An 18,269-nucleotide genomic window follows, 5' to 3' on the forward strand; every position below is an offset into this window, starting at 1 on the left:
GGGCAGGCGTCCGCGCGTAGCGGGGACCCGTCAGACAACGTCGAAGCCTCCCCGATCGGACACCCCGGTCGACAAGACGGAACCGGTGACAAAGCCGGACACGGTGAAGAAGCCGGATCTGGTGAAGAAGGTGGAACCGGCCGAGAAGGCCGAGACGACCGCGGTGGCGGCCTCTACCACCGCCACCGAGACGGCGAAGGCCGCGCAGGCGGGCAAGGCGAAGGTTGCCAATCTTCAGCCGCGCATGAGCAAGCAGCAGGCGCCCGCCGTCGCCGCGACCGCGACCGACACCGACGGTGGGACCGGCCGCATCACCTGGAAGCTCGTCGGGATCCTCGGAGCGGTGGCGGTGGGGCTCGGTGTGTTCGCGGCCGTCGCGGCGATCACACCCGGGGCGGACATCTCGAACACGGCGTGGGTCGACGCGGGCGCGACCGCCGAGGTGACGAAGGCGGGCACCGAGGCGATCGAGACGCTGTACACCTACAGCTACGAGACGATCGATCAGGACTTCGACAAGGCGCGCGGCTACCTCGACGACGCCAAGCGGGAAGAGTTCGACTCGACCGCCGACACCACCAAGCAGGCTGCCATCCAGACCAAGACGGCCACCCAGGCGTCCGTCACCGACATCGGGGTCACGGTGCTCGACGGCGACCGCGCCGAACTCCTCGCGCACATGAACGTCAGCGCCACCGGTGACGCCGTCGCTCAGGGCAGTGCCGCCACCCCGCTGTCGATCAAGATGGAGAAGATCGACGGCAAATGGGTGCTGTCCGACATCTCCGACAGCGAGGGCTGATCGACACCCGGAAGGGGTTGAACCGGAACGGAATTCGAGTGCGCAGCGGGCGGGACGCCTGAATTCGGTTCTCCGGCGGAGTGAATCGATTCCCCGGACCGGATGATGTTCAGGATTGTATGGGGATCCCTTGCTGTGGTGACGGTTTCGATCCCGCGGTCGATCCGGGGTTGGCCGGCTTCCGGGCCAGGAATCCCGGCGCCCACCAGTTGGCCTCGCCCATCAACTTCACCAGCGCGGGCACCAGCATCATGCGGATGACGGTGGCGTCGATGACGAGCGCGACGATCATCCCGAGACCGATGAACCGCATCATCGTCAGTTCCGAGAGTGTGAACGCTCCGGTGACGACGATCAGCAGCGCGGCGGCCGCCGTCACGATGCGCCCGGTGTGCGCCGTGCCGATCCGCACGGCCTCCTCCGTCGACGCGCCCGCGTCGTGGGCCTCGACCATCCGCGACATCAGGAAGATCTCGTAGTCGGTGGAGAGCCCGAACACCACCGCGATGATGAGGACCACCATCGTCGCGGGCAGCGGCCCCGGCGTCACCCCGAGGAACTCGGCCCCGTGACCGTCCTCGAAGATCCACGTGAGCACACCGAACGAGGCGGCGAGGCTGAGGGTGGCCATCGCGATCGCCTTCAGGGGTAGCACCACGGACCGGAACGCGAGCAGCATCAGCACGAAGGTGACGGCCACCATGATCCCGATCATCCACGGCAACCGGGCGCCCATCGCGTCCAGTCCGTCGGCGGTGAGGGCGTTCAACCCGCCCAGCATCTTCTCGGTGCCGTCCGGGGTGGGGAGGGTGCGCAGGGCAGCGGCCGTCGCCATCGCCCCCGCGGTCCGGTCCGCGTCGTCGAAGACGGCCCGGATGGCGACGAACGTGTCGGTGGCGCCGACCGGGACCACCCGCTGGACGCCGTCGACCGCGGCCGTCGCTGCGAAGAACTCTGCCGTGGCGGCCGGCGGCGGCGCCTTGCCGTCGCTGCCCTGCAGCACGAGCGTCGCCCCGTTGTTGGCGAGCGGAAAATCGGCGGCGAGATCGTCGACGGCGACCCGCAGCGGGTGCCCCACCGGCAGTCCCGTGTGATCGAGATCGCCGAGCGACGCGCCTGTCAGGGGCGCGGCGAGCACGAGTAGCGCCGCGACGATCGCCGTCGCGATCGGGACGGGCCGCTGCATCACCCGCGCGGCGACGCCGCCCCAGAATCGGTGCGCCCGGTCCTCGCCGCGCTCGACCACTCCCCGTCGCCAGGTCAGCGAGTTGATGCGGGGCCCGAGCAGTGCGAGGGCGGCGGGCAGCGCCGACAGCGTCAGCACCGCGGCGATCGCGATGGCCGCCATCCCGCCGTAGGCGAACGACCGGACGATCGCCTGGGGAAACACCAGCATGCCCACGAAACCGCACACCAGCAGGAGCGCGGAGAACCCCACGGTCCGGCCCGCGGTGGCGAGCGTCCGGCGGACGGCGTCGTCGGTGCCGGCGCCGGACCGCAGCTCCTCGCGGAACCGGGTCACCACGAACAGTCCGTAGTCGATCGACATGCCCAGCCCGACGAGGCTGGCGATGTTCACCGAGAATGCGCTGACCTCGGTGAAGTACGAGATCACCCGCAGGGCGCCGAGGGCGCCGAGGATCGCGAGACCGCCGACGCACAGCGGTACCGCCGCGCCGACGAGGCCACCGAAGATGACGAGCAGCAGGAGCAGCAGGATCGGGAACGACACCGCCTCGGCCCGCAGCAGGTCGCTCTCGGACACCTCGTTGAACGCGTTGGCGGCGGCGCTGAAACCGCTGAACTCGGCGGCCGTGCCGTCGATGACCAGCAGCGGCCGGAGGTCGTGGTATGCGGAGATCCGGGTGTTCTCGTCGCCGCTCAGCGACAGCACCACGAGTCCCTCGGTGCCGTCCGTGGACCGCAGGAACTCCTTCGCCTGCGGCGGCGCGGACCAGTACGACAGGGGAGTGCCGGCGAGCACGCCGGGGTCGATCCGCGCGAGGTGGGCGGACACTTCGGGGCCGAGGTCGTCGATCGTCGAACCCGGACGGGCGTGGTAGGTCACCGCCAAGTCGGGGGTCTGCCTGCCGAACGCCCCCTCGATCAGCCGCTCGACACGCGCGGACTCGCTGCCCGGGTCGGTGTACCCGCCGAGGCTCAGCCGGTCGAACACCCCCGAACCCCACGCTCCGCCGAGCAGCACCAGCAGCACGGTGGCGGCGAGAACCAGCTTCGGTCGGGCGACGACGAATGAACTCCAGCGCGTCACGGCTCTGCTTCCCTCGAGAAATCGACGGCGATCGCGTGCGCATATTGTTCACCGCCCGCCGACGGCTGGAAAGGGGCGCCGGGAACGGGCCGCGGGCCTCGCGAAACGACACGACACGCCCTCAGACTCTTGACGCCGCGATGATCACGCGTCACTCTGATGCGTGAACATGCGCAGTGACGCGTGGCCGAGCGCCCGGCTGGGTGCTGTTTCGGGTGCCCGACTCGACATCTACTGAGTTTGGGTGTACTTTTGGACGTTGCGCTGGCTGCCTCCTGTCCACCTCTCGTCCGTACCGCTGCGAAGTGATTCACTCTTCAGCAACTGTGACGAGTTTCGTTCGGGTTGTGACCAGCGAAATTCGAAGCAGATACAGCGGCGGTCGCAACAGCAAGAGCGGCCCGCGTGAGGTGCTGGAAGGACGCATCTTGGCAGTCTCTAGCCAGACCAAGGCAGTTTCCGGAATCCCCGGAGCCCCGAAGAGGGTTTCGTTCGCAAAGATTCGCGAACCCCTCGAAGTTCCCGGGCTTCTTGATCTACAAACCGATTCGTTCGAGTGGTTGATCGGTGCGCAGAGCTGGCGCGAACGCGCCGCCGCTCGTGGCGACAGCGCAATCTCCGGCGGTCTCGAGGACATTCTCGCGGAGCTTTCCCCGATCGAGGATTTCTCGGGCTCGATGTCTCTGTCCTTCTCGGACCCGCGCTTCGACGAGGTGAAGGCCTCGACGGACGAGTGCAAAGACAAGGACATGACCTACGCGGCGCCTTTGTTCGTCACCGCGGAGTTCATCAACAACAACACCGGTGAGATCAAGAGCCAGACGGTCTTCATGGGCGACTTCCCGATGATGACCGACAAGGGCACGTTCATCATCAACGGCACCGAGCGTGTCGTGGTCTCGCAGCTGGTGCGTTCCCCCGGCGTCTACTTCGACCACTCCGTCGACAAGGGCACCGAGAAGGACCTGCACAGCGTCAAGGTCATCCCGGGCCGTGGTGCATGGCTCGAGTTCGACGTGGACAAGCGCGACACGGTCGGCGTCCGCATCGACCGCAAGCGCCGCCAGCCCGTCACCGTGCTGCTGAAGGCCCTCGGCTGGACCACCGAGCAGATCGCCGAGCGCTTCGGCTTCTCGGAGATCCTCATGGCGACCCTCGAGAAGGACAACACCGCAGGCACCGACGAGGCGCTGCTCGACATCTACCGCAAGCTGCGTCCGGGCGAGCCGCCGACCAAGGAGAGCGCCCAGACGCTCCTGGAGAACCTGTTCTTCAAGGACAAGCGCTACGACCTGGCTCGCGTGGGCCGCTACAAGATCAACAAGAAGCTGGGCCTGAACACCGGGCAGCCGATCGTCGCGTCGACCCTCACCGAGGAAGACATCGTCGCCACCATCGAGTACCTGGTGCGCTTGCACGCCGGTGACACCGAGATGACCGCCCCCGGCGGCGTCGCGGTGCCCGTCGAGGTCGACGACATCGACCACTTCGGCAACCGTCGTCTGCGCACGGTCGGTGAGCTCATCCAGAACCAGATCCGCGTGGGCCTGTCCCGCATGGAGCGCGTGGTCCGTGAGCGCATGACCACCCAGGACGTCGAGGCGATCACGCCGCAGACGCTGATCAACATCCGGCCCGTCGTGGCTGCGATCAAGGAGTTCTTCGGAACGTCCCAGCTGTCGCAGTTCATGGACCAGAACAACCCGCTGTCGGGGCTGACGCACAAGCGTCGTCTGTCCGCCCTCGGCCCGGGTGGTCTGTCCCGTGAACGTGCCGGCCTCGAGGTGCGAGACGTTCACCCGTCGCACTACGGCCGCATGTGCCCGATCGAGACCCCGGAAGGTCCGAACATCGGTCTGATCGGTTCGCTGTCGGTGTACGCACGGGTCAACCCGTTCGGATTCATCGAGACGCCGTACCGCAAGGTCGAGGGCGGCCAGGTCACCGACCAGGTCGACTACCTGACCGCGGACGAAGAGGACCGCCACGTCGTCGCGCAGGCCAACTCTGCTGTCGACGCCAACGGTCACTTCACCGACGATCGCATTCTGGTCCGTCGTAAGGGCGGCGAGGTCGAGTTCGTCTCGTCCGCCGAGATCGACTACATGGACGTCTCGCCGCGGCAGATGGTGTCCGTCGCCACCGCGATGATCCCGTTCCTCGAGCACGACGACGCCAACCGTGCCCTGATGGGCGCGAACATGCAGCGTCAGGCGGTGCCGCTCGTTCGCAGCGAGGCCCCGCTGGTCGGCACCGGCATGGAGTTGCGTGCCGCCGTCGACGCGGGCGACGTCATCGTCACCGAGAAGACCGGTGTCGTCGAAGAGGTCTCCGCCGACTACGTCACGGTCATGGCCGACGACGGCAGCCGCAAGACGTACCGGATGCGCAAGTTCGCGCGTTCCAACCAGGGCACCTGCGCCAACCAGCGTCCGATCGTGGACGAGGGACAGCGTGTCGAGTCCGGACAGGTCCTCGCCGACGGCCCCTGCACCGAGAACGGTGAGATGGCGCTCGGCAAGAACCTGCTCGTCGCGATCATGCCGTGGGAAGGCCACAACTACGAGGACGCGATCATCCTGTCGCAGCGCCTCGTGGAAGAGGACGTCCTCACCTCGATCCACATCGAGGAGCACGAGATCGATGCCCGCGACACCAAGCTCGGTGCCGAGGAGATCACTCGCGACATCCCGAACGTCTCCGACGAGGTCCTCGCCGATCTCGACGAGCGCGGCATCATCCGTATCGGTGCCGAGGTTCGTGACGGCGACGTGCTGGTCGGAAAGGTCACGCCGAAGGGCGAGACCGAGCTGACCCCGGAGGAGCGCCTGCTGCGCGCCATCTTCGGTGAGAAGGCCCGCGAGGTTCGCGACACGTCGCTGAAGGTTCCCCACGGTGAGACCGGCAAGGTCATCGGCATCCGCGTGTTCTCGCGCGACGACGACGACGATCTGCCCCCCGGTGTCAACGAGCTGGTCCGCGTCTACGTGGCACAGAAGCGCAAGATCCAGGACGGCGACAAGCTCGCCGGCCGCCACGGCAACAAGGGCGTCATCGGCAAGATCCTCCCGCAGGAGGACATGCCGTTCCTGCCCGACGGCACGCCGATCGACATCATCCTGAACACCCACGGTGTTCCGCGTCGTATGAACATCGGTCAGATCTTGGAGACCCACCTCGGGTGGATCGGCAAGACCGGCTGGAACGTTCAGATCGCCGGCGACGGCTCCCGGCCCGATTGGGCGGAGCAGTTGCCGGAGGAGATGCTGTCGGCACCTTCCGACTCCAACATCGCCACCCCCGTGTTCGACGGCGCCAAGGAAGACGAGCTCACCGGTCTCCTCGGTTCGACGCTGCCGAACCGCGACGGCGAGGTCATGGTCGCGTCCGACGGAAAGGCCACGTTGTTCGACGGCCGTTCCGGCGAGCCGTTCCCGTACCCGGTCTCGGTCGGCTACATGTACATCATCAAGCTGCACCACCTGGTCGACGACAAGATCCACGCTCGGTCGACCGGTCCGTACTCGATGATCACCCAGCAGCCGCTCGGCGGTAAGGCCCAGTTCGGTGGCCAGCGCTTCGGTGAGATGGAGTGCTGGGCGATGCAGGCCTACGGCGCGGCATACACGCTGCAGGAACTGCTCACTATCAAGTCCGACGACGTGGTGGGTCGAGTCAAGGTGTACGAGGCCATCGTCAAGGGCGAGAACATCCCCGAGCCGGGTATCCCCGAGTCGTTCAAGGTGCTCCTGAAGGAGCTCCAGTCGCTCTGCCTCAACGTGGAGGTGCTGTCCTCGGACGGCGCGGCCATCGCGATGGCGGACGGCGACGACGAGGACCTGGAGCGGGCCGCAGCGAACCTGGGCATCAACCTGTCCCGGAACGAGGCGGCGACGGTCGACGACCTCGCGAACTAGTTTTCGGTCCCCGGATCACGGAAATCCGTGACCCGGGGGCGTAGTTCACATTTGAATTGGCAGTCAGGAATCGGCGGGCGACCGTTGATCCACAATCCCTCTGGGGAAAGGAAGTTACGTGCTCGACGTCAACTTCTTCGATGAACTCCGCATTGGCCTCGCCAGTGCAGAGGACATCCGCAATTGGTCCTACGGCGAGGTCAAGAAGCCGGAGACCATCAACTACCGCACGCTCAAGCCCGAGAAGGACGGCCTCTTCTGCGAGAAGATCTTCGGCCCCACCCGGGACTGGGAGTGCTACTGCGGCAAGTACAAGCGTGTCCGCTTCAAGGGCATCATCTGTGAACGCTGCGGCGTCGAGGTGACCCGCGCCAAGGTTCGCCGTGAGCGCATGGGTCACATCGAACTGGCTGCCCCGGTCACCCACATCTGGTACTTCAAGGGCGTGCCCAGCCGTCTCGGCTACCTGCTCGACCTGGCGCCGAAGGATCTCGAGAAGATCATCTACTTCGCCGCGTACGTCATCGTCGGTGTCGACGAGGAACTGCGTCACAACGAGCTGTCCACGCTCGAAGCCGAGATGCAGGTCGAGAAGAAGACCGTCGCCGATCAGCGCGACGCCGACCTCGAGGCCCGCGCTCAGAAGCTCGAAGCCGACATCGCCGAGCTGGAGGCGGAGGGCGCCAAGTCCGACGTCCGCCGCAAGGTCAAGGACGGCGGCGAGCGCGAGATGCGTCAGCTCCGTGACCGCGCGCAGCGCGAGCTGGATCGTCTCGACGAGATCTGGACCACGTTCACCAAGCTCAGCGTCAAGCAGCTCATCGTCGACGAACTGCTGTACCGCGAGCTCGTCGATCGCTACGGCGAGTACTTCACGGGCGCCATGGGTGCCGAGTCGATCCAGAAGCTCATGGAGAGCTTCGACATCGACGCCGAGGCCGAGAACCTCCGCGAGACCATCCGCAGCGGCAAGGGGCAGAAGAAGCTCCGCGCGCTGAAGCGTCTCAAGGTCGTCGCTGCCTTCCAGGCCAACCAGAACTCGCCCATGGGCATGGTTCTCAACGCCGTCCCGGTGATCCCGCCGGAGCTGCGTCCGATGGTTCAGCTCGACGGTGGCCGCTTCGCCACCTCCGACCTGAACGACCTGTACCGCCGCGTCATCAACCGCAACAACCGCCTCAAGCGACTGATCGACCTCGGTGCCCCCGAGATCATCGTCAACAACGAGAAGCGGATGCTGCAGGAGTCCGTGGACGCGTTGTTCGACAACGGCCGTCGCGGCCGCCCCGTCACGGGTCCCGGTAACCGCCCGCTGAAGTCCCTGAGCGACCTGCTCAAGGGCAAGCAGGGTCGTTTCCGTCAGAACCTGCTCGGTAAGCGCGTCGACTACTCGGGTCGTTCCGTCATCGTCGTCGGCCCGCAGCTCAAGCTGCACCAGTGCGGGCTGCCGAAGCTGATGGCTCTCGAGCTGTTCAAGCCGTTCGTGATGAAGCGCCTGGTCGACCTGAACCACGCGCAGAACATCAAGTCCGCCAAGCGCATGGTGGAACGTCAGCGCGCGCAGGTGTGGGACGTCCTCGAAGAGGTCATCGCCGAGCACCCCGTGCTGCTGAACCGTGCACCGACGCTGCACCGTCTGGGCATCCAGGCCTTCGAGCCGCAGCTGGTCGAGGGCAAGGCCATTCAGCTCCACCCGCTGGTGTGTGAGGCCTTCAACGCCGACTTCGACGGTGACCAGATGGCCGTGCACCTTCCGCTGTCCGCGGAGGCGCAGGCCGAGGCACGCATCCTGATGCTGTCGTCGAACAACATCCTGTCGCCCGCGTCGGGTCGACCGCTCGCCATGCCCCGTCTGGACATGGTCACCGGTCTGTACCACCTGACCCGGTTGGACGAGGGTGCCACCGGCGAGCTCGCGGCGTCGACCGGTGACGAGGCGGAGCAGGGCGTGTACTCCTCGCCCGCCGAGGCTCAGATGGCCGTCGATCGCGGTGCGCTGGTCGTGCAGGCGAAGATCAAGGTGCGGCTCACACAGCAGCGCCCGCCCCGTGACATCGAGGCGGACCTGTTCCCCGAGGGCTGGAACTACGGTGACGGCTGGACGGCGGAGACGACGCTGGGTCGCGTGCTCTTCAACGAGCTGCTCCCCGCGGACTACCCGTTCGTCAACGAGCAGATGCCGAAGAAGCGTCAGGCGACGATCATCAACGATCTCGCCGAGCGTTACCCCATGATCGTGGTCGCGCAGACCGTCGACAAGCTGAAGGACGCCGGTTTCTACTGGGCCACGCGTTCGGGTGTCACGGTCTCGATCTCCGACGTCCTCGTGCCGCCGGAGAAGGCTCAGATCATGGAGTCCTTCGAGGCTCAGGCCGATCAGATCGAGAAGAAGTACCAGCGTGGTGCTCTGAACAAGACCGAGCGCAACAGCGCCCTGGTCAAGATCTGGTCCGAGGCCACCGACGAGGTCGGTAAGGCCATGGAGGCGCACTTCCCCGACGACAACCCGATCCCGATGATCGTGAAGTCCGGCGCCGCCGGCAACATGACTCAGGTTCGCTCGCTCGCCGGCATGAAGGGTCTGGTGACCAACCCGAAGGGTGAGTTCATCCCGCGTCCGATCAAGTCTTCCTTCAAGGAAGGCCTGACCGTTCTCGAGTACTTCATCAACACGCACGGTGCCCGTAAGGGTCTGGCCGACACCGCGCTCCGCACCGCCGACTCGGGTTACCTGACCCGTCGTCTGGTGGACGTCTCGCAGGACGTCATCGTCCGCGAGGTCGACTGTGGAACCGAGCGCGGCATCGTCACCACGATCGCCGAGAAGCAGGCCGACGGATCGATGATCCGCGACGCCCACGTGGAGACGAGCACGTACGCCCGCACCCTGGCCGCCGACGCGGTCGACGAGAACGGCAACGTCATCGTCGAGCGTGGACACGACCTGGGCGACCCGGCCATCGACGCGCTGCTCGAGGCAGGCATCACGCAGGTCAAGGTCCGTTCGGTGCTCACCTGCACCACCGGCACCGGCGTCTGCGCCACCTGCTACGGCCGCTCCATGGCCACCGGCAAGCTCGTCGACATCGGTGAGGCCGTCGGTATCGTCGCCGCGCAGTCCATCGGTGAGCCCGGTACTCAGCTGACCATGCGTACGTTCCACCAGGGTGGTGTCGCCGGAGACGACATCACCGGTGGTCTGCCGCGTGTTCAGGAGCTGTTCGAGGCCCGCGTCCCCAAGGGCAAGGCCCCGATCGCCGACGTCAGCGGCCGTGTGCAGCTCGAGGACGGCGACCGCTTCTACAAGATCACCATCGTCCCGGACGACGGTGGCGAAGAAGTGGTCTACGACAAGCTCTCGAAGCGTCAGCGTCTGCGTGTCTTCAAGCACGACGACGGCACCGAACGCCTTCTGGCCGACGGTGACCACGTCGAGGTCGGTCAGCAGCTCATGGAAGGTGCTGCCGATCCGCACGAGGTGCTGCGTGTCATGGGCCCCCGTCAGGTGCAGATCCACCTCGTCAACGAGGTCCAGGAGGTGTACCGGAGCCAGGGTGTGTCGATCCACGACAAGCACATCGAGGTCATCGTGCGCCAGATGCTGCGTCGCGTCACGATCATCGACTCGGGTGCGACGGAGTTCCTGCCCGGTTCGCTGACCGAGCGTGCCGACTTCGAGGCGGCCAACCGCCGGGTCGTCGCCGAGGGTGGCGAGCCGGCAGCTGGACGTCCGGTGCTGATGGGTATCACCAAGGCATCGCTGGCGACCGACTCGTGGCTGTCCGCGGCGTCGTTCCAGGAGACCACTCGCGTGCTGACCGATGCGGCGATCAACTGCCGCAGCGACAAGCTGATCGGTCTGAAGGAGAACGTGATCATCGGAAAGCTGATCCCTGCCGGTACCGGTATCAACCGTTACCGCAACATCCAGGTTCAGCCGACCGAAGAGGCCCGCGCTGCTGCGTACGCGGTTCCGTCGTACGACGACCAGTACTACAGCCCGGACGGCTTCGGCCAGAACACCGGTGCCGCGGTGCCGCTGGACGATTACGGTTTCAGCAACGATTACCGGTAGGCGCTCCGCGCCCGTGAGTGGTTGACGAGTCCCCGGACTCGCCGAGCACTCACCAACGGACGAAGGCCCCACCCCTCTCTCTTCGGGGGTGGGGCCTTCATCCGTTTCCACTGCCGACAACCGTGTCGAGCCTTGTCGGCGGATGTTCGCCGTTGCTAGCGTCGAATGATGGCCCGGTCGAGGTTCGCCGTCGCGCTCGCACTTGCCGCCGTCGTGGGAGTCGCGACCTCCTGCACGGCCTCGGACACCCAGCAGAGCGAGGCGACGTCGTCCGCGGCGCCGGCCTCGTCCGATACCCCCACGGTGATCACTCCGGTGGTCGCGGACGTGGTGGCCGCACCGATCCCCGTGACAGGCAGTGACGGCCGCGTGCACCTCGCCTACGAACTGCGGTTGACGAACACCGGTTCGCAGCCGGCGACGATCACGTCGCTGCAGGTGAAAGGTGACGGCCGCACGCTGGTGGACCTGAGCGGTGATGCGCTGACACCGTGGTTCCAGGCGCTCGGCGGCGGTCCGAAGGCAGGCAACGTCCTCGCCCCCGGACAGCAGGGGCTGGTGTGGATCGACGCGACCCTCGACAGTCCCGACGACGTGCCGCGCAGCCTCGACCACGTCGTGAATGTCGACTTCCCGCAGGCGACGTCGCTCGTGCCGAAGCAACTCGCCGAGAACGTCGCGGACACGGACGTCGACACCCGCGAGGCCGTCCGGAGCCGCTCGCCGCTCGACGGTCCGCGGTGGCTCGACGGCACCGGCTGCTGCACGGTCACCTCGCACCGCGCCGCCGTGCTGCCGATCAACGGCCGGATGCTGGCGGCCGAGCGATTCGCCATCGATTTCGTCCAGCTCGACGAGCAGGGTCGCATCTACACCGGCGACCAGAAGCAGCTGTCGAGCTACGAGTACTACGGCGCGCCGGTCCGCGCCGTGTCGGACGGCGAGATCATCGCCGTCGTGGGCGATCTGTCCGAACAGGTTCCGGGGGCCAGTCCGCAGGGACTGCCGCTCGACCAGTACGGCGGAAACCACGTCGTGCAAGCGATCGGGGACGGTCGATTCGCGTTCTACGCGCACCTGCAGCCCGGAAGCGTGGACAACATCAGCGTCGGCCAGAACCTGCGGGCGGGCGAGCAGATCGGGTTGCTCGGCAACAGCGGAAACACCGACGCGCCGCACCTGCACTTCCATGTGATGGACGGGCCGGACTTCCTGGCGTCGAACGGCATTCCGTTCGAGTTCGAGAACTTCGACCTCGACGGTCGGGTGACGGGGGAGAGTCTCGTGGCCGCCGCGACCGCCGGCGCCCCGGTGGTCGACGAAGCGGGGGCGCAGACCGGATCGCGTTCCGACGAAATGCCGCTGTACCTCGACGTCGTCACGTTCCCGGGCAGCTAGCCGTCGAGCGGCGCCGGAGCACCAACCGGCACTCGCCCCGTGACGACTATCCTCGACATCACCTGTCCGATATGCGTGGTTCGCTGAACGGAGACGAGATGTCCGAGAAGAAGATCGATCGCGTGAAGGCCGAGTCGGCACTCGAAGTCGTGCGGGAGAGCCCCACGATCGCACTCATCACCGTCGCGCCGGCGCTGGTCGTCTTCGGCGTGGTCTGGTGGCTGTTCGGATTCTGGTCCGCGCTGGTGCTGGTCCTGATCCTCGGTGTCGTCGCCGTCGTCGGCCGGAAGCTGTTCTGAGGCCGTTACCGCGGAACGTGGAACGTGGCGAGGGACGCCGCGCTCGACGTGAGTTCGTCCCACTCGCACGGCACCGTGAGGACGGCGAGCGCGGACGTCGGGAACTTCTCCCGCATCAGGTTGGCATCCCCGGTGTCGGGATTGCCCGCCAGATCCAGCGCCGTGGACGGCATCCCGGGGGCGTGCCCGACCACCAGCAGGGTGCGCACCGACGGCTCGATCCGCACGATTTCCGTCAGCACCTCCGACGGGTACGCGCCGTAGAGTTCCTCGGCGAACCGGGCGGGAGCGCCGACCCGGGTCGCCTCCAGCGTTTCCCGGGTCCGCCGCGACGTCGAGCACAGCACCGCGTCGATCGGCGGCTGAGTGGACCGCAGCCACTCGCCGGCCAGCCCCGCCTGCGTGCGCCCGCGCGGCGCCAGCGGCCGCTCGTGATCCGCGACCCCCTCCGGGTACGCCGACTTGCCGTGGCGCATGAGGATCAGCGTGCGGTTCCGCGACGGGCTGTGCGAGGCCATGGTGAGACGTTAGCTCCCCCCGCCTGATCAGGGGGTGAGCGGCCCGACGTGGGCCACCGCCCGCAGCGCGTCGTCGACCAGGAACCACACGGTCAGCGACGTGTCGTCCCGGCGCCTGCGCAGGACGATCCTGTCGGTCGACACGATGGGCGCGAGGTATTCGAGCACCGCGCGGTGAGGATTGTCGACCAGTCGGCCGCCGCCGGGATGCTCGTGGTCGGCGAGCAGTTCCTCGACCGCCTGCCAGTAGACGGCGTTGTTGACGTGGTCGAAGGGGTCGATGTCGGTGCGGCGCAGGACGAACTCGCTGTCCTCGATCCCGTCCTCGTCGGCGGCGGGGGCATTCTCGACGAGCCACCGCTTCCACTTCAGCCGGTGTTCCTCGGCGGACTCCCCGAGGCGTTCGATGAACCCGTCGTCGATGCGGGTGGGCATGCCCGTTTCCCCGCTGATGTGGATCCAGAACCCTTCGGTCTCGATCAGCGCGCCGGCCTCACCCTGGATCTGCACCCGCATGTTCGTCCAGCGGGTCGACAGTGCCGAGCACCAGCGCCGGAGGTGCACGCGTTCGGGCCACACGGCGGGCCGCAGGACGTCGATGACGGTGCGCCGGACGATCCACAGGGGGTGGCTGTCGGCGGCGTCGACCGCGTCGAGGTTGTCCAGACCGGCATCCTGCAGGTAGCGCGCGATGCCGTCGAGGCGGAGTCGTTTGGCGGCGTCGATGTCGCCGGTGCGGACCGGCCAGGACGTCTCGAAGAAGCGGCCGCGTGAGGGCGGGGCGGCAAGGGGTCGGTCGAGTGCCAAGGTGCGGTTCCTTCGCTCGTGGACGGGGCCCTGATTCTTCCATCCGGCGCCGGTGCTTGTTTGCGGACGCGATTCTCAGTACAGTTCATATAACTGTTACTACGTGTAACATAAACGAGTTCGACGGTCCGGACAGGTGTGAGGAAACCGCAATGGCATATGTCATCACCCAGGCGTGCTGCAACGACGCGAGCTGCGTCTCCGCATGCCCCGTGAACTGCATCCATCCGACGCCGGAGGAACGGGAATTCGCGCAGACCGAGATGCTGCACATCGACCCGGAAACCTGCATCGACTGCGGGGCCTGCGTCGATGCCTGTCCGGTCGACGCGATCTTCCCCGAAGACAAGCTCCTCGGCTCGCTCACCCGCTACAAGGACATCAACGCCGAGTACTACACGACCAACCCCATGCCGACCGGGTGGATCCCGCTCACACCCGCGACCCCGCCGCGGCGCGACCTGGGCACGCTGCGGGTCGCGGTCGTCGGCGCCGGTCCGGCCGCCTGCTACGCCGCGGGTGAACTGCTCGAACGTTCGGACGTCGAGGTCGAGATGTTCGAGAAGCTGCCGACCCCGTGGGGACTCGTCCGCGCCGGCGTCGCGCCCGACCATCCCGGCACCAAAGAGGTGACCCGGATGTTCGAATGGAGTCTCGACCGGCCGAACTTCGAGTTCCACCTCAACGTCGAGGTCGGCAAGCACGTCACCCACGACGAGCTGCTGGAGAATCACCACGCCGTCATCTACGCCGTCGGGGCGTCGAGCGACCGGCGGCTGGGAATCCCGGGTGAGGATCTCCCCGGCGTGCACGCCGCCACGGAGTTCGTGGCCTGGTACAACGGCCACCCGGACTACGCGGGGCGTACGTTCGACCTGTCCGCCAAGCGCGCGGTGATCGTCGGCAACGGCAACGTCGCGCTCGACGTGGCCCGCATCCTCACGATGAACGTCGAGGAGCTGGAGCGGACGGACATCGCCGATCACGCCCTCGCCGCGCTGCGGCGCAGCAACATCGAGGAGGTCGTGCTCCTCGGCCGGCGTGGGCCGGCTCAGGCCGCGTACAGCAACCCGGAGTTCCTGGCGCTCGGTGACCTCGAGAACGTGGACCTCGTCATCGATGACGCCGACCTCGACCTCGACCCGGCCAGCGCGGCGCTGCTGGACGATCCGGCGACCGCGATGAAGGTCCGGCTGGCGCGGGAGTTCGCGCAGCGCGCGCCCCGCCCCGGTCACAAACGCATCGTGTTCCGCTACCTGACGTCGCCGATCGAGGTCACCGGCACCGGCAAGGCCGAGGCCCTGCGCTACGGGCGCAACGAACTGGTGGTCGACGAATCCGGCGCGCTGTCCGCCCGCGCCCGCGGCGCCGAGGGTTCGCTCGACACCTCGCTCGTGCTGCGCTCCATCGGGTACCGCGGCAATCCCGTCGGCGGCGTCGCCTTCGACGACAAGCGCGGCGTGATCCCCAACGAGGACGGCCGGGTCACCGACCGGGTGTATGTCACCGGGTGGATCAAGCGCGGTCCCAGCGGCGTCATCGGTACCAACAAGGCGTGCGCCAAGGAGACCGTGTCCTCGCTGCTCGCGGATTTCGAGGCCGGCAAACTCCTCGGCACGGTCGGCACCCGCAAGGACGTGAAGAAGCTCGTCGAGCGGCGCCAGCCCGAGCAGATCGGCTTCGCCGGCTGGCGCGCGATCGACAAGGCGGAGACATCGCGCGCGGCAGGATCGGCCCGGCCGCGCGTGAAGATGACCGACACGGTCGAGATGGTGACCGTCGCCCGTCGACGGAAGCGACTGTTCGCTCGTTGACGCCTCCCGCCACCCCTGCGCATCTAGTGTTTCGAGCATGCGCGCAGTGGTGGTGACGGAGCTGACGGGCCCGAAGTCCCTGGTGTCGTGGTGTCGGCGGAAGCGGATTCGATCCGGGATGCCGGGTGCCGGCGGCGACGCATTCGATGAGGCCGTCCGGGTGCTGGCCCAGGCCGGCCTCGTGCTGGACAATGCGGTGCTCGTCCAGGACTGAACCCGCAGGTCGTGGTCGCTGCCGGGGACTGTGATACCTGACACCATTTATTCGGTTGCGCCTTAGTTGCTCTTGGGCAATAGTTGCATGAGCGCTAGCATTCGAGGGTGCCCGACAATTCTCCTGATCTTCTCTTCGAACTACTCAACGACTTCTTCACCCAGCTGTTGAGTGCGGGGGAGTCGGAGTCGATGGACAACCTCATCGAGCTGGACCTCACGTTTTCGCAGGTGCGCATGCTCTTCGCGCTGGCTCAGCACGGTGAGCCGCTTCCGATCAACGAAGTGGCCGAGCGGTTGCGGCTCTCGGTTGCCGCGGCGGGTCGAAACGTCGATCAGCTCGTGAAGCTGGGTCTCGTGGTCCGCCGGGAGGACGAGCGGGATCGGCGGGTCAAACGGGTCTCCCTGTCGGAGGCCGGGCATAAGGTCGCCAACCAGCACATCGAATGCAAGCGTGATCAGTTGCGACGGTTCGCATGGCGGGTTCCGGAGAGCGAGCGGACTCGGCTGATCGAGGCACTACGACCGATCCTCGCGGGGGAGTCCCTGCGAGAACTCAACCAGGAGATATTCGGATGACATCGCCGACCGCCGCGAACGCGGCGCCCGACAAGCTCGACGGCACGGTCCTCAAGATCGCGTCCGTGGTGGTGCTCGGTGCCATCATGTCGATCCTCGACGTGACCGTCGTCAGCGTCGCGCTGCCGACGTTCGCCACCGAGTTCGACACCTCGTACGCCACCGTCGCGTGGACGATGACCGCGTACACCCTCGCCCTGGCGACCGTCATCCCCGTCACCGGGTGGGCGGCCGACCGCTTCGGCACCAAACGCCTCTACATGACGGCCCTCGTGCTGTTCGTGCTCGGCTCGGTGCTGTGTAGTTTCGCGTGGGACATCACGTCGCTCATCGGCTTCCGCGTCCTGCAGGGGCTCGGCGGCGGCATGTTGATGCCGCTCGGCATGACGATCATGACGAAGGCGGCGGGCCCCGACCGCGTCGGCCGGGTCATGGCCGTTCTCGGTATCCCCATGCTGCTCGGCCCCATCGGTGGCCCGATCCTCGGCGGCTGGCTGATCGAGGCGGCGAGCTGGCACTGGATCTTCCTGATCAACCTTCCCATCGGCATCATCGCCCTGGCCGCCGCGTTCATCATCCTGCCGTCCGACCAGGCCTCGCCGTCCGAGTCCTTCGACTTCCTCGGCATGCTGCTGCTGTCGCCGGGTCTGGCGCTGTTCCTGTTCGGTGTGTCGTCCATCCCGGAGGTGGGCACCGTCGCCTCGGCCCGCGTGCTGGCGCCCGGTGCGATCGGCCTGGTCCTGATCGTCGCATTCATCGTCCACGCGCTGCGCAAGGACCACCCGCTCATCGACCTGCACCTGTTCAAGAACCGGCAGCTGTCGGTCGCGGTCATCACGACTTCGCTGTTCATCGTCGCGTTCATGGGTGCCGGTCTGCTGTTCCCGAGCTACTTCATCCAGGTCGGCGGGCACACCACGCTCGCGGCCGGCCTGCTGATGGCTCCGCAGGGTATCGGCGCGATGCTGACGATGCCGGTGGCCGGACGACTCGTCGACAAGATGGGCCCCGGCAAGATCGTGCTGACGGGTCTGCCGCTGATCCTCATCGGCCTGGGCGTCTTCACGCAGGTGGCGGCGGATTCGCCGACCTGGCTGCTGATGGGTGCGCTGTTCGTGATGGGCATGGGCATGGGCTGCACCATGATGCCGCTGATGACCGCGGCGATCGTGACACTGTCGAACGAGCAGGTCGCGCGCGGTTCCACGCTGATGAACATCGTCCAGCAGACCGCGGGTTCGATCGGTACCGCCGTCATGTCGGTGGTCCTCACCAACCAGTTGCTCGATCGCGGTCTCGACAGTCAGACGGTCGCGATGCAGCACGTGCCCGAGGTCGCCGCACAGGAGCCTCCCGGAATGGTGGACCAGGTGCTGAGCCAGGCCGCCGACGCGTTCGGCAACACGTTCCTGGTCGCCACCGTGCTGATCGCGTTGACGCTCATCCCGGCGTTCATGCTGCCGCGGAAGAAGTCGGTCAACCCGCATCTCGAGGCGGAAGGTGCCCCGACGGTCATGATGCACTGATCGGGCTCGTCCCGAGCGAACGTCGCCGAGGGCGGCAAGCGCACTGCGC

At 66.9% G+C, this 18,269-nt stretch carries 12 protein-coding genes; 9 read left to right on the top strand and 3 right to left on the bottom strand.

The window, feature by feature from the left end; genetic code table 11:
- Positions 1–802 (top strand): hypothetical protein (locus ACFTZB_RS27520; RefSeq protein WP_378436029.1); only part of this gene is annotated, 802 nt, incomplete at its 5' end.
- 109 nt (positions 803–911) lie between these two features.
- Here the strand turns inward: ACFTZB_RS27520 and ACFTZB_RS27525 are convergent.
- Positions 912–3,074, bottom strand: a complete 2,163-nt coding sequence (locus ACFTZB_RS27525; RefSeq protein ID WP_378436031.1) for an MMPL family transporter — start codon at positions 3,072–3,074, stop codon at positions 912–914.
- Positions 3,075–3,484: 410 nt separating this feature from the next.
- Here ACFTZB_RS27525 and ACFTZB_RS27530 point away from each other — a divergent pair, with 410 nt between their 5' ends.
- From ACFTZB_RS27530 to ACFTZB_RS27545, 4 genes are all read left to right on the top strand, one after another.
- On the top strand, positions 3,485–6,991 hold the full coding sequence (locus ACFTZB_RS27530; RefSeq protein WP_012688855.1) for a DNA-directed RNA polymerase subunit beta: 3,507 nt from the start codon (positions 3,485–3,487) through the stop codon (positions 6,989–6,991).
- Positions 6,992–7,109: 118 nt separating this feature from the next.
- Positions 7,110–11,066 carry a DNA-directed RNA polymerase subunit beta' gene (locus tag ACFTZB_RS27535; protein WP_276136186.1) on the top strand — a complete coding sequence of 1,319 codons (3,957 nt, stop codon included), beginning with the start codon at positions 7,110–7,112 and terminating at the stop codon, positions 11,064–11,066.
- Positions 11,067–11,231: 165 nt separating this feature from the next.
- The gene (locus tag ACFTZB_RS27540) at positions 11,232–12,464 is read left to right on the top strand and encodes a M23 family metallopeptidase (RefSeq protein WP_378436034.1); all 1,233 of its coding nucleotides are present in this window, start codon (positions 11,232–11,234) and stop codon (positions 12,462–12,464) included.
- A 98-nt stretch (positions 12,465–12,562) separates the two neighbouring features.
- Positions 12,563–12,763, top strand: coding sequence for a hypothetical protein (locus ACFTZB_RS27545; protein ID WP_043826362.1), 201 nt, complete (start codon positions 12,563–12,565; stop codon positions 12,761–12,763).
- Between the two features lie 5 nt (positions 12,764–12,768).
- On the opposite strand, the gene ACFTZB_RS27550 is transcribed toward ACFTZB_RS27545, so the two are convergent.
- Positions 12,769–13,281: a SixA phosphatase family protein gene (locus ACFTZB_RS27550; RefSeq protein WP_378436036.1), complete on the bottom strand. Its 513-nt coding sequence runs from the start codon at positions 13,279–13,281 to the stop codon at positions 12,769–12,771.
- Positions 13,282–13,308: 27 nt separating this feature from the next.
- On the bottom strand, positions 13,309–14,088 hold the full coding sequence (locus ACFTZB_RS27555) for an acyl-[acyl-carrier-protein] thioesterase (RefSeq protein ID WP_378436038.1): 780 nt from the start codon (positions 14,086–14,088) through the stop codon (positions 13,309–13,311).
- Between the two features lie 152 nt (positions 14,089–14,240).
- Here ACFTZB_RS27555 and ACFTZB_RS27560 point away from each other — a divergent pair, with 152 nt between their 5' ends.
- From ACFTZB_RS27560 to ACFTZB_RS27575, 4 genes are all read left to right on the top strand, one after another.
- Positions 14,241–15,902, top strand: coding sequence for an FAD-dependent oxidoreductase (locus ACFTZB_RS27560; RefSeq protein WP_378436040.1), 1,662 nt, complete (start codon positions 14,241–14,243; stop codon positions 15,900–15,902).
- Positions 15,903–15,939: 37 nt separating this feature from the next.
- On the top strand, positions 15,940–16,116 hold the full coding sequence (locus ACFTZB_RS27565; protein ID WP_378436042.1) for a hypothetical protein: 177 nt from the start codon (positions 15,940–15,942) through the stop codon (positions 16,114–16,116).
- A gap of 107 nt (positions 16,117–16,223) precedes the next feature.
- Positions 16,224–16,694 (top strand): MarR family winged helix-turn-helix transcriptional regulator, encoded by a 471-nt coding sequence (locus tag ACFTZB_RS27570; RefSeq protein WP_378436044.1) that lies wholly within the window; start codon positions 16,224–16,226, stop codon positions 16,692–16,694.
- Entirely contained in the window at positions 16,691–18,220 is a 1,530-nt protein-coding gene (locus ACFTZB_RS27575; RefSeq protein ID WP_378436046.1) for a DHA2 family efflux MFS transporter permease subunit, read from the top strand. Before ACFTZB_RS27570 ends, ACFTZB_RS27575 begins: the two co-directional genes overlap by 4 nt.
- The last annotated feature ends 49 nt before the right edge of the window (positions 18,221–18,269 follow it).

Source organism: Rhodococcus sp. NPDC057014 (genome assembly GCF_042673295.1).
Taxonomy (GTDB): Bacteria; Actinomycetota; Actinomycetes; order Mycobacteriales; family Mycobacteriaceae; genus Rhodococcus_F.

Coding starts and splice junctions, on each gene's coding strand:
- ACFTZB_RS27540 (WP_378436034.1), top strand. CDS start 11,232: ATGATGGCCCGGTCGAGGTTCGCCGTCGCGCTCGCACTTGCCGCCGTC.
- ACFTZB_RS27545 (WP_043826362.1), top strand. CDS start 12,563: ATGTCCGAGAAGAAGATCGATCGCGTGAAGGCCGAGTCGGCACTCGAA.
- ACFTZB_RS27550 (WP_378436036.1), bottom strand. CDS start 13,281: ATGGCCTCGCACAGCCCGTCGCGGAACCGCACGCTGATCCTCATGCGC.
- ACFTZB_RS27560 (WP_378436040.1), top strand. CDS start 14,241: ATGGCATATGTCATCACCCAGGCGTGCTGCAACGACGCGAGCTGCGTC.
- ACFTZB_RS27565 (WP_378436042.1), top strand. CDS start 15,940: ATGCGCGCAGTGGTGGTGACGGAGCTGACGGGCCCGAAGTCCCTGGTG.
- ACFTZB_RS27575 (WP_378436046.1), top strand. CDS start 16,691: ATGACATCGCCGACCGCCGCGAACGCGGCGCCCGACAAGCTCGACGGC.